Below are 12,324 nucleotides of genomic sequence, written 5' to 3'. Positions count from 1 at the left end.
GAGGGCCCGAAAGCCCTCTGTCATAGGGGAATCAGGCGAGCTGACTCCGTTGCTTTCTGGTTACAAACGAGAGCAGCTTCATAACGAGGCGGAAGACCAGGCGCACGAAAACCAGGGCCAGGATCGCTTCTACCAGGGTCAGGATGAAGGCCAGCGCGGCGCCCCAGCGTTCATCACGGCGCTGGAACTTGGCGACCATGCGCTCCTTGGCGATCTCGATACTGTCGTAGAAGGTCGGCACGACCAGCAGGGTCAGCAGCGTCGAGGTGACGGTGCCGCCGATGATGGCCACTGCCATCGGCCGGTAGAACTCGCCGCCGTTGCCCATGCCGATCGCGACCGGCATCATGCCGGCGATCAGGGCAAAGGTGGTCATCAGGATTGGGCGCAGGCGCATCTGGCCCGCTTCGATCAGGGCCTGGTGGCGGTTGGCGCCCTCCTCTTCGCGCTTGCGCGCCGCGTCGAGCAGCAGGATGGCGTTCTTGGCCACCAGCCCCATCAGCATGATGACGCCGATCAGGCTCATCAGGTTAAGGGTGCCGCCGGTCACGATCAAGCCTACCACCACGCCAATCAGCGACAGCGGCAGCGACAGCATCACACCGCCCGGCGCCGTGAACGAGCCGAACTGCATCACCAGCACCAGGTACATCAGGCCGATGCCGGACAGCAGGCCGATGCCCATCGCGGAGAAGATTTCGCCCTGGTTCTTGCTGGCGCCGCCCACGCCCTGGCCAAAGCCCGGCGGATAATTCATTTCCTTGGCGATCTTCTTGGCGTCGGCCAGCACCTCGCCTGCCGCGCGCCCTTCCACGTTGGCGGTGACGGCGATCGTGCGCATGCCATTCTTGTGGCGGATGCCGGCCGGGCCCTTGCCCATCGAGACCTTGGCGATCTGGTCCAGCGGCACCATCTGGTTGGTGCCAGCCACCTTGATCGGCAGGCGCTCGATATGTTCCAGGCTCAGGCGGTCATCCGGATGCAGGCGCACAGCCACGTCACGCGCTTCGCCGGTCGGGTCAACCCAGTCGCCCACTTCCACTCCGGCAAATGCTACGCGCAAGGAGGTGGCGGCATCGCCGGCGGCAATGCCCATCGAGTTGGCCAGGCCGCGATTGAGTTCGATTTGCAGCTCGTCCTTCGGATCCTGTTCGGACAGGCCGACATCGACCGCACCCGGCACCTGGCGCAGCTTGGCCATGAACTCGTTGGTGATCTCCATCAGCTTGCGCGAGTCCGGGCCGACAAAGTCGATCTGCACGGCCTTGCCGCCGCCCCCGCCGCCAAAATCGTCGATCACGGTGTACTCGCCGCCCACCATGCCAGCCAGCTTCTGGCGCAGTTCGGAGGCGATCTCGCCGGCGCCGCGTTTGCGTTCGCTGCGCTCGCCGATATCGATCCAGATATTGCCGCTGGCCTGGTTGATGTACACCTCGGTCGACTTCACTTCCTTGATGCCCATGGCAACAGCGGACACCTTCTCCATCTTGCCGCGCGTGTAGGCCAGGCTGGACGAAGAAGGGGTGCGTACTTCGACTTTCAGGGCACCGTGGTCTTGCTTCGGCATGAAACTGGTGCCGCCCACTGTCGCCTGCAGCGCAATCGCGGCAACGAAGCTGGCCAGCGCAATCGCGCCCATCGAACGGCGATGGTCGAGCGCCCAGGCAATGACCTTGCCGTAGCGGGATGCCTGGCGGTCGAACCAGTGGTTGAACTTGTCCAGCAGCTTGCCGAGGCCCTGCTTCGGCGCGCTGTGGTGGTCCGGCGGGTCGCCCCAGAAGGCCGACAGCATCGGGTCCAGCGTGAAGGAGATGAACAGCGACACGGCCACCGAGCAGGTCACGGTCAGCGCGAATGGGCGGAACCATTCGCCGGCCAGGCCGGGCATGAAGGCCACCGGAATGAATACCGCCATGATCGAGAAAGTGGTCGCGGCCACGGCCAGGCCGATTTCGGCCGTGCCTTCCAGCGCAGCCGTGCGGCGGTCGGAACCATTCTGCATATGGCGCACGATGTTTTCACGCACCACGATGGCGTCGTCAATCAGCACGCCGATCGCCAGCGACAAGCCAAGCAGGGTCATGAAGTTCAGCGTAAAGCCGCACAGCCAGACCGCGATGAAGGCCGCCACCACCGAGGTTGGCAGCGAGAGCGCGGTAATCAGGGTGGAGCGCCAGGAGTTGAGGAAGGCGTACACCACGAAGATGGTCAGCACGGCGCCGAACACCAGCGCGTCGATCACGTTGTCCAGCGATTCCTGGGCTTCCTTGCCGCCGTCTTCGGTGATGTCCAGCACAGTGCCGCTGTCGGCCAACTCCTTGTTGATTTCCTCGGTCAGCTTGCGCACTTCCTTACCCACCGACACGGCGGATGCATCACGGGCGCGAATCACATGCAGTGCCACGTTCGGCTTGCCGCTGTGCAGGCTGACGCTATTGATTTCGGCGAAGCCGTCCTCGATCTGCGCCACCTGGCCCAGGCGCACCAGCTGTTCGCCATTGCGCTTGACCACCACGTCCCTGAATTCTTCCGGGCGCTCGATGCGGCCTACCAGGCGGATCGCCTTTTCTTCCAGGGTTCCGCGCACCTTGCCCACCGGCGCATTGGTGTTCTGCATCTGCAAGGCGCTGGTGACCTCGGCCACCGAAACGTTGTACTCGCGCAGCTTCTCGGCGCGCAGCAGCACCGACAGCTCACGCCGCAGCGCGCCGTTGACGTTCACGACCGACACGCCGTCCAAAGCGCGGAAGCGGTCGGCCAGCTTGTCCTCCGCCAGGCGCGAAATGGCGGCATGCGACAGCGTTTTCGACGACAGCGCCAGCTGCATCACGGGCTGGGCCGCGGTATCGACACGCTGGATCATCGGTTCCCGCATTTCCGTCGGCAGCTTGTAGCGCACCGCGGCAATGGCATTGCGCACTTCGTCCGAGGCTTCAATCAGGTTCTTGTTGAAGCTGAAGCGGATCTGGAAGGTCGCCATGCTCTCGCCCGAATTGGAGAACAGGTCGTCCACGCCGGAAATCGACTGCAGCGACTTTTCCAGGCGGTTGACCACTTCCCGTTCCACGGTTTCCGGCGAGGCGCCCGGATAGGGGATATTGATGAACAACATCGGCAGTTCAACGTCCGGCTCGCGGTTGACGCGCAGCTTGGACAGGGCCAGCAAGCCCATGGCCATCATGGCGATGATCAGGACGATCGTCGCGACGGGGCGCCGGACACTAAAATTGGAGAGGAACATCTTGCATTTTCCTTAACTCATTGGTTCAAAAAAAGGGCCCGAAGGCCCTTCTTGGTACGCGCTTGACGCGTTTCAGGCGCTTTACGCTGCCGATGGCTGGCGGCGGCCGGTCACCAGGCCAACCAGTTTCATCACCAGTCGGAACACCAGGCGCACAAAGGTCAGCGCCAGGATCGCTTCCACGAAGGTCAGCACAAAGGCCACTGCCGTATTCCAGCGCTGCTCGCGATACTTGAACTTGGCCACCATGCGGTCGCGGGTAATCTCGATGCTGTCGTAGAAAGTCGGCACCACCAGCAGGGTCAGCAGGGTCGAAGTGATGGTGCCGCCAATAATGGCCACCGCCATCGGGCGATAGAACTCACCGCCGTCGCCCATGCCGATTGCCACAGGCATCATGCCCGCGATCAGCGCGAAGGTCGTCATCAGGATCGGGCGCAAGCGCATGCGGCCCGCATACATCAGTGCATCCTCGCGGCCATAGCCCTCTTCCTCACGCTTGCGCGCCGCGTCGAGCAGCAGGATGGCGTTCTTGGCGACCAAGCCCATCAGCATGATGACGCCGATAAAGCTCATCAAGTTGAGAGTACCGCCCGTCAGCAGCAGGCCCACCACCACGCCGATCAGCGACAGCGGCAAGGACAGCATCACCGCCCCCGGCGCCGTGAAGGAGCCGAACTGCATCACCAGCACCAGGTACATCAGGCCGATGCCGGATACCAGGGCAATGCCCATCGCGCCGAACACTTCCGCCTGGTCCTTGCCGGAGCCGCCCACGTCCATGCCGAAGCCTGGCGGGTAGTCCATCTTTTCAGCCAGCTCGCGGGCTTCCTTGATCACTTCGCCGTTCGAGCGGCCTTCCACGTTGGCCGATACCGACACCATGCGCTTGCCGTTCTTGTGGCGGATGGTGGCCGGGCCCTTGCCCATGGTGATCTTGGCGATCTGGTCGAGCGGCACCATCTGGTTGGTGCCGGTGACGGCGATCGGCAGGCGCTCGATATTGTCAGGGCTGACCCGGTCTTCCGGATGCAGGCGCACTGCCACGTCGCGGGTTTCGCCTGTGGGGTCGACCCAGTCGCCAACTTCGATGCCGGCGAAGGCCACGCGCAGCGACTGCGCCGCATCGCCGGCGGAAATGCCCATCGAGTTGGCCAGGCCGCGGTTCAGTTCAATCTGCAGCTCGTCCTTCGGATCCTGCTCGGACAGGCCGACATCGACCGCGCCCTTGACCTGGCGCAGCTTGTCCATGTACTGGTTGGTGATCTCCATCAGCTTGCGCGAATCGGGACCGACGAAGTCGATCTGCACCGGCTTGCGGGCGCCGTTGTTGATGTCTTCCAGCACCACGAACTCGCCGCCCACCAGGCCGGCCAGCTTCTGGCGCAGTTCCATGCCGATCTCGGTGGCATCGCGCTTGCGTTCCTTGCGCTTGCCGATGTCGACCCAGATACGGCCGCCCGACAGGTTGACGTAGGTGCTGGTCGCCTTCACTTCTTTAATGGTGTGGGCGATCTGCGCGGCCTTGTCCATCTTGGTCTTGGTGTAGTCCAGGCTGGACGAGGAAGGCGTACGCACGTCGATGGCGATGGTGCCGAAGTCCACTTTCGGCAGGAAACTGGAGCCGCCGATAGTGCCCTGCAGCGCCAGCGCGCCAACGAAGGTCGCCACGGCAATCACGGCCATCCAGCGGCGATGGTGCAGCGCCCAGGCGATCACCTTGCCGTAACGGTCGGCCTGGTGGTCGAACCAGTGGTTGAACTTGTCCAGTACCTTGCCGATGCCTTTCTTCGGCGCGCTGTGATGGTCCGGCGGGTCGCCCCAATAGGCCGACAGCATCGGGTCCAGCGTGAAGGAGATGAACAGCGACACCGCCACCGAGCAGGTCACGGTCAGCGCGAATGGACGGAACCATTCGCCCGGCATGCCGCCCATGAAGGCCACCGGGATGAACACTGCCATGATGGAGAAGGTGGTCGCTGCCACGGCCAGGCCGATTTCGGCCGTGCCTTCCAGCGCAGCCTTGCGGCGGTCGGAACCATTCTGCATATGGCGCACGATGTTTTCACGCACCACGATGGCATCGTCGATCAGCACGCCGATTGCCAGCGACAGGCCAAGCAGGGTCATGAAGTTCAGCGTGAAGCCGCACAGCCAGACCGCGATGAACGCCGCCACCACCGAGGTTGGCAGCGACAGCGCGGTGATCAGGGTGGAGCGCCAGGAGTTCAGGAAGGCGTAGACCACGAAGATGGTCAGCACGGCGCCGAACACCAGGGCTTCGATCACGTTGTTCAGGGAATCCTGCGCGTCTTCGCCGCCGTCGCGGGTCACTTCCAGCGAAGTGCCGTTGCCTTCTTCCTTGAATTCCTTGTTGATTTCTTCGGTCAGCTTGCGCACTGCCTTGGCCACCGACACGGTGGAGGCATCGCGCGCGCGGATCACGGCCAGGCCGACGTTCGGCTTGCCGGACCGCAGGCTGACGTTATTGATCTCGGCGAAGCCGTCTTCGATGGTCGCCACCTGGCCCAGGCGGATCAGCTGGTCGCCGTTGCGCTTGACCACCACGTCCTTGAATTCTTCCGGACGCTCGATACGGCCGACCAGGCGGATCGCCTTTTCTTCCAGGTCGCCGCGCACCTTGCCCACCGGGGCGTTGGTGTTCTGCATGCGCACCGCATTGGCCACTTCGGCCACCGAGACGTTGAACTCGCGCAGCTTGTCGGCGCGCAGCAGCACCGACAACTCGCGCCGCAGCGAGCCGTTGACGTTGACCACGGCCACGCCGTCCAGCGCGCGGTAGCGGTCGGCCAGCTTGTCTTCGGCCAGGCGCGACAGCACCGCGTGCGACTGGGTCTTGGACGACAGCGACATCTGCATGATCGGGTCGGCCGAGGTGTCGATGCGCTGGATCATCGGCTCGCGCATCTCGGTCGGCAGCTTGTAGCGCACCGAGGCGATGGCGTTGCGCACCTCGTCGGACGCTTCGATCAGGTTCTTCTGGAACGTGAAGCGCATTTCGATGGTGGCGCTGCCCTCGCGCGAGGTCGAATACAGGTCGGTCACGCCGGCGATCGACTGCAGCGATTTTTCGAGGCGGTTGACCACCTCGCGTTCGACCGTCTCCGGCGAAGCGCCAGGATACGGAATGTTGACGATCAACAGCGGAATCTCAACGTCGGGATTCTGGTTGACGCGCAGCTTGGACAGGGCCAGCAGGCCCATGGCCATCATCGCCACGATCAGAACGATCATGGCGACGGGGCGCTTGATACTGAAATTGGAAAGGAACATGACTTAGTTTCCCCGGTTTCCCTGGTTTTTTATACTTCTTTAGTTGCCCTTGACGGCATCGGCCGGCACCGAAGCGGATGCAACCGCCTTGTTCATCTGCAGGTCCACTTTCTGGCCATCGCGGAAGCCGGAGGCCGGGGTACGCATCACGATATCGCCCTTGGCCAGGCCCGATTGCACCTGCCAGTTGCCGCTGCGCGCATCGCGTGCGCCCATTTGCAGCGTGGCTTTGGACAAGGCCTTGTCCTTGATCTTCCAGACGTAGGTGGTGTCGCCTTGCTTGACCAGGGCCGATTCCGGCACCATCAGGGCCGAAGTGGTTTCCGCTTCGATGCGGCCTTCGGCGAACAGGCCGGCGACGCGCGGCAGGTTCTTGTCGGCGAAATCGACCAGCACTTCCACCTGGCGTGTGACCGGATTGGCGGCCGGGTCAACGCGCTTGACCTTGCCCAGGAAGTTCTGGCCCTGGTAGCCGTTGATGGCGAACACAACGCCCTGCCCTGCCTTGACCACGCCCACCGAGTCGGCGGAAACGCGGCCTTCAAAGCGCATCGACGCCGGGTCGACCACTTTCACCAGTTCCTTGCCGATCTGCGCGGTATCGCCGGCCGAGACCTTGCGCTCGGAGACGATGCCGTCGAACGGAGCGCGCACCAGGGTGCGGGTCAGCTGCTGGTTGGCCGCCACCAGGCGGGCCTTGGCAGCCGACAGGTCGGACTGGGCGTTATTGCGGCGCACTTCGGCGTCTTCCAGCACCTGCGAGGACACCATGCCGGAGGCTTTCAGGGTTTTCTGGCGCTGCAGGACGCGCTCGGCCTGGTCCAGCGACTGGGTCGAGGCGCGCACGGCTTCCTGGGCCGAATTCAGCGCATCGCGCAGGGAAGTATCGTCCAGGCGCACCAGCAGGTCGCCCTTCTTGACCGCTTCGCCGTTCTCCTTCAGCACCTGCATCACGACGGCGCCAACTTCGGCGCGCAGGTCGGCCTTGCGTTCAGGCTGGATGGAACCGGTGATCACCGGGCCGGACGACAGGGCATTGCTTTCCACCGTCACCAGATCTTCAGATGCAACCTGCAGCGTTGCAAGCTTCTTGTCATCGCCCTTGCCTTTCGCGTCGGCAGTCGCCGAGGCGCTGGCCTTGCCGGCTTCAGGCGCCTTGTCGGACTTGCCGCAGGCGACCAGCGCGGATGCAACGGCGAGAGCTAATAGGGTTTTACGCAACATGTGAATCTCCAGTTTGGTGGACGGCTTATTTTTGAATATGGAATGCATACTTCTGCAGCGTGCAAAAGTATCCTTTTACAGAGGGAGAGTGTCAATTCACCGCGGGCCAGACTGCGGGTTTTTAGGGCTGGACTGCAGGATTCGCGGATGAACCGCAAAAACGGTGGCTGAACTGCAAGAAAGGATTGCTACATTAGTGTAGCAATCCAGGGGTATTTGAAGGGATCAGACGCGCGGGAACAGGGCGAAGATGATGTGGCCCATGGCGATGCCGGTGGCCAGGCCGCCGGTGATCTCGATCACGGTATGGCCCATCCGTTCGCGCAGCCATTTATGGTCCGTGGCATCCTTGGCCAGGCGGTTGATCGCCGCCGCTTGGCGGCCGACGTGCTGGCGCAGGCTGTTGGCGTCAATGATCACGATGAAACACAGCGCGACTGCCACGCCGAAGGCCGGATGCCCGATGCCCTCGCGCAGGGCGATCAGGGTGGCCATGCTGGAGACCACGGCACTGTGGTTGGATGGGAAGCCGCCATTCCCGACCAGGTTGAATGCCCATTTGCGGGCTTTGATACTGTTAATCAGGAATTTGATCGGACCGACAGTAATCCAGGTCAAGACAGGCGTCAGCAGGTAAGCGAGATCCATTTATAGCGTCCTAAGGTGCAATCCCCCATTATAATCGGCGCACTAACAATTATTAATAGCAAGCAAAAATGAAGCATTTCAGGATTTCGATTATTGTCACCATCGTCTTGATGGGGCTGGCCGGCTGGTGGGGCTATAACCATGGCGGCATGTCCGCTGCGATTACCGCGCTGTGGATTACCGGCGTCCTGGGGGTGATGGAAGTCTCCCTCTCGTTTGATAATGCCGTGGTCAATGCCTCGGTCCTCAAGAACTGGAACGCGTTCTGGCAGAAACTGTTCCTGACCGTCGGTATCCTGGTGGCCGTGTTCGGCATGCGGCTGATCTTCCCGCTGGCCATCGTGGCGGCGGCGACCGGGCTGGACATGCTGTCGGTGTGGGACATGGCGCTCAAGACGCCGGAAGAATACTCGCGCCACCTGCTGGGGGTGCATGAGGAAGTGGCAGCCTTTGGTGGCGCCTTCCTGCTGCTGGTTTTCCTGAACTTCCTGTTCGACGAAGAAAAGGACGTGCACTGGATCCACTGGTTCGAGGAAAAAGTTGGCAAATACGGCACCGAAAGCCTGGCCGTGCTGCTGACCCTGGTTGCCGTGGTGCTGTGCGTACAGATGGTGCCGGAAGCCAAGCGCTATACCGTGCTGTACTCGGGCGTGATCGGTACCGCGATTTACGTGGGCGTGGGCTGGATCAGCAGCCTGCTGGAAGAAGAAGGCCATGGCGAAGTGGGCAAGGCGGTGGCCGGCGGCTCGATCGGCGGCTTCCTCTACCTGGAAGTGCTGGATGCCTCGTTCTCCTTCGACGGCGTGATCGGCGCCTTTGCCATTACCAGCGACGTCGTGATCATCATGCTGGGCCTGGCCATTGGCGCGATGTACGTACGTTCGCTGACGGTGTACCTGGTGCACAAGGGCACGCTGGACGAGTTCATTTACCTCGAGCACGGCGCGCATTACGCAATCGGCATCCTGGCGCTGATCATGTTCGCCAGCGTGAAGTATCACATTCCGGAGTGGTTCACCGGCCTGTCCGGGGTGGCGTTCATTGCCGTGTCGCTGTGGTCTTCCCTCAAATACAAGAAATTACATCCTCAGGAGTCTTAATGGGTCGTGTGCTGGTGATTGTCGGTGGCCTGCTGGCCGCCGTGGCGCTGCTGTTTGCAGCGTATGTGTGGGTGGCGTTGAGCTATTCGTATTCGGAGGGCGAGCGCGCCGGTTATTTGCAGAAGTTTTCCAAACGCGGGTGGATTTGCAAGACCTGGGAGGGGGAGATTCTTCTGACCTCGATGCCGGGGGCGATTCCGGAGAAGTTCGAATTTACCGTGCGCGATGATGCTGTCGCGTCGCAGATCGCGGCGGCCGCGGGCAAGCGGGTGGTGCTGCATTATGCGCAGCATAAGGGGTTGCCGACTTCGTGCTTCGGCGATACGCAGTATTTTGTTGAGTCGGTGAACGTTCAGCCTTAAACCGGTACAGGCACTTATGACGCGACGGCCGCTGGCCCGGTGTCTGACCCCGTGGGTCAGACACCGGTTTACCGGTTTAACGGCCGCGCCACACGGCGCCAGCAGTTTCCTTCAGCCGCCCAATCACATCGCGCGCCATGGTCTCCGAATGCTCGTCGGCCGGATGCGCCGCCTTATCTTCCATCGCACTCAGCATATTCTGCGCCGCATGCTGGCGGCGTGCCTCCTGCTCCAGTAGCTTCTTCTTCGACTCCACCATCGCCGCAGTTGTCGCCGTCACCCGGCGCTGCAATTCGGCATGCGCATGAACAGTATCGACCAGGGTCTTCTGCTCCGCCAGCTTGGCCCATTCCGCCTCATTGGCCGCCACCTCAGCCGCTTCACGCTGGCGCGCCACTTCCACCAACTGTTCCTCGGCATCCGCACGCGCCTTTGCGGCCGCGGCTGCCTTCTTCTCCAGCTCAACGCGCACTTCGATCGCCTTGGCCGCACGCACCTCGGCCGCATTGGCCGCACGCTGCTGCACCAGCTTCTGGTCGATCAGCGCCAGGGTCTCACGCTCCTTGGCCACGAACTCCAGCTCCGACTTGAGCAGCGACTCCTCCGCCGCAACGCGGGCCTGCTCGGCCTTGGTACGCTCAGCCTGCGCCTTGACCAGTTCACCTGCCAGCCGCGCCTGGGCAGCGGCAGCCTCGGCAGCAGCAGCCTTGTTGGCCGCATCAAATTCAACCTGCTCAGCCATTGCACGCACGGCCGAGGCTTCCTGCTCAGCCGCCACCTGCAAGCGGGCATCGGCAGCCGCCTTGCGCCGAGCTTCGGCAGCGCCGGCGCGTTCGGCATCGACCCGCGCCTTGGCCGCTGCGGTGGCCACTTCTTCAGCGGCGATACGGTCATTCATCGCTGCCTGCGCGGCCTGCTCGGCTTCCGCGCGGCCGCGTTCAGCTTCCGCCAGGCGGGCATTGATGGCATCCAGCGCCGCCTGCTCTGCTTCGGCGCGGGCACGCTCGGCATCGGCCAGGCGCACAGCGGCGGCGGCTTTTTCCTGGGCCAGGGCATTGGCTTGTTCTGCGGCGGCCAGTTGCGCAGCGACGGCATCGCGCTCGATCTTCTCGGCCGAAGCCTGCTCCGCTGCCACGGCGACGGAGCGCGCTGACAGTTGCTGGCGTTCGGCTGCGATGGCGGCCGCCCGCTGGTGTTCCTCGGCTTCGATGCGGGCCTGCTCGGCAGCGGCCTGCTCGGCTTGTTCGCGCAGCTTGGCCTGCTCCAGCGCTACCGCCTCCGCCTCCAGGCGGGCTCGGGTTTCGAAATCGGCTTGCTGCTCGGCCTCGACGCGGGCCATGGCGATGGCGTGCAGCTGGCGGTCGGTGTCTACGCGGCGCTCGGTGGCGGCGATGATCTGCAGGTCGGCATCACGGCGAGCCTGGGCTGCGTCGGCGGCCATGGCTTCGACGCGTTCGCGGTGCAGGGCGGCGTCGCGGATTTCCTTTTCGGTTTGCAGGCGCAGGTGCAGCGACTGGGCGGCGCTGCGGTCGGATTCGGCCTTGGCCAAGGCGATCTGTTCACGCTCCTGCTCCAGGTGTGCCAAGGCGCGGGCTTCTTCCAGCGCGCGCACTTCGGCGGCGGCGCGCTTGAAAGCGGCCTCCAGGGCCACCTGGTCGGCACGCTCGCGCTGGCGGGTTGCTTCCAGGGCCTCGGCTTCGGCCTGGGCCAGTTGTTCGGCCGTCAAGCGGGCGGCGTGGGCCTGGCGTTCGCGCTCGCGTGCAATCGTGGTCATGCGGGCGTCGGCAGAAGCCACGCCTACCACTTCATCGCGGGCGGCTTGCACGGCAGCGGCACGTTCGGCGGCTTGCAGGCGGGCTTGCTCGGCTTGCGCGGCCAGTTCTTCGGCAGCCTTGCTGGCCATTTCGGTCAGCTTGGCTTCTTCCGCCACCTGCTCGGCGGCGCGGCGGCGGCTCTCTTCTTCGGCTTTGGCACGCTGCTCGGCGGCCAGGCGCACCTGGATGTCGGCATCGACGCGGGCGCGCAGTTCGGCGGTTTCCTGCTTGACGGCTTCCAGGCGGGCCACGCTGGCGGATGCGGCGGCGCGCAGGGTTTCCAGGCGCTCCCTGTTGATCTTGATGGCTTCTTCAGCAGCTTCGGCGTTCTGCACCGCAGCAGCAGCAGCGGCTGATTCGAGGGCGGCGCGGTCTTCGGCCAGAGCGCGGGCGCGGGCCTCGGCCACAGCGCGCGATTCTGCGGCGCACTGGGCCTTCGCCTCGGCTTCGACGCGGGCGATGGCTTCGGTGATCGCCTTCAGCTCGGCTTTCTCATGCTCAGCACGGTCGCTGGCGACGGCGTCGGTATTTGGCGGCAGTTGTGCTTGCATGAGGATCTCGCTTGGCTTTTGGGGTGATGTTGCCATTATCGATGAGTCCAACAGGGGCGAAGCTCTTGAGGAAAGCGGGGATTTCCCGGC

General features: G+C 63.6%; 7 protein-coding genes. 2 read left to right on the top strand and 5 right to left on the bottom strand.

What is annotated here, in order from left to right:
- Positions 1-31: 31 nt before the first annotated feature.
- The 4 genes from ACN9MW_RS11265 to ACN9MW_RS11250 form a co-directional block, all read right to left on the bottom strand.
- Positions 32-3,241: an efflux RND transporter permease subunit gene (locus ACN9MW_RS11265; protein ID WP_426170760.1), complete on the bottom strand. Its 3,210-nt coding sequence runs from the start codon at positions 3,239-3,241 to the stop codon at positions 32-34.
- A gap of 81 nt (positions 3,242-3,322) precedes the next feature.
- On the bottom strand, positions 3,323-6,535 hold the full coding sequence (locus ACN9MW_RS11260) for an efflux RND transporter permease subunit (RefSeq protein WP_426170759.1): 3,213 nt from the start codon (positions 6,533-6,535) through the stop codon (positions 3,323-3,325).
- 39 nt (positions 6,536-6,574) lie between these two features.
- On the bottom strand, positions 6,575-7,759 hold the full coding sequence (locus ACN9MW_RS11255) for an efflux RND transporter periplasmic adaptor subunit (protein WP_426170757.1): 1,185 nt from the start codon (positions 7,757-7,759) through the stop codon (positions 6,575-6,577).
- Positions 7,760-7,984: 225 nt separating this feature from the next.
- Positions 7,985-8,407: a divergent PAP2 family protein gene (locus ACN9MW_RS11250; RefSeq protein ID WP_426170755.1), complete on the bottom strand. Its 423-nt coding sequence runs from the start codon at positions 8,405-8,407 to the stop codon at positions 7,985-7,987.
- A gap of 68 nt (positions 8,408-8,475) precedes the next feature.
- Here ACN9MW_RS11250 and ACN9MW_RS11245 point away from each other — a divergent pair, with 68 nt between their 5' ends.
- Both ACN9MW_RS11245 and ACN9MW_RS11240 read left to right on the top strand, forming a co-directional pair.
- Positions 8,476-9,507 (top strand): DUF475 domain-containing protein, encoded by a 1,032-nt coding sequence (locus ACN9MW_RS11245; protein WP_426170754.1) that lies wholly within the window; start codon positions 8,476-8,478, stop codon positions 9,505-9,507.
- Positions 9,507-9,869 (top strand): hypothetical protein, encoded by a 363-nt coding sequence (locus ACN9MW_RS11240; protein ID WP_426170753.1) that lies wholly within the window; start codon positions 9,507-9,509, stop codon positions 9,867-9,869. The genes ACN9MW_RS11245 and ACN9MW_RS11240 overlap by 1 nt, the downstream gene beginning before the upstream one ends.
- Positions 9,870-9,945: 76 nt before the next feature.
- Here ACN9MW_RS11240 and ACN9MW_RS11235 read toward each other — a convergent pair whose 3' ends face one another.
- Positions 9,946-12,234, bottom strand: a complete 2,289-nt coding sequence (locus ACN9MW_RS11235; protein WP_426170752.1) for a hypothetical protein — start codon at positions 12,232-12,234, stop codon at positions 9,946-9,948.
- Between the last annotated feature and the right edge of the window lie 90 nt (positions 12,235-12,324).

This window comes from Pseudoduganella sp. R-34, assembly GCF_049904655.1.
In the GTDB taxonomy this organism is placed as follows: Bacteria; Pseudomonadota; Gammaproteobacteria; order Burkholderiales; family Burkholderiaceae_D; genus Rugamonas.
This window is presented reverse-complemented; position numbering and strand designations above follow the sequence as displayed.

Excerpts from the sequence above, each read along its gene's own strand:
- ACN9MW_RS11245 (WP_426170754.1), top strand. The coding sequence starts at position 8,476 with ATGAAGCATTTCAGGATTTCGATTATTGTCACCATCGTCTTGATGGGG.
- ACN9MW_RS11250 (WP_426170755.1), bottom strand. The coding sequence starts at position 8,407 with ATGGATCTCGCTTACCTGCTGACGCCTGTCTTGACCTGGATTACTGTC.
- ACN9MW_RS11255 (WP_426170757.1), bottom strand. The coding sequence starts at position 7,759 with ATGTTGCGTAAAACCCTATTAGCTCTCGCCGTTGCATCCGCGCTGGTC.
- ACN9MW_RS11240 (WP_426170753.1), top strand. The coding sequence starts at position 9,507 with ATGGGTCGTGTGCTGGTGATTGTCGGTGGCCTGCTGGCCGCCGTGGCG.
- ACN9MW_RS11235 (WP_426170752.1), bottom strand. The coding sequence starts at position 12,234 with ATGCAAGCACAACTGCCGCCAAATACCGACGCCGTCGCCAGCGACCGT.
- ACN9MW_RS11265 (WP_426170760.1), bottom strand. The coding sequence starts at position 3,241 with ATGTTCCTCTCCAATTTTAGTGTCCGGCGCCCCGTCGCGACGATCGTC.
- ACN9MW_RS11260 (WP_426170759.1), bottom strand. The coding sequence starts at position 6,535 with ATGTTCCTTTCCAATTTCAGTATCAAGCGCCCCGTCGCCATGATCGTT.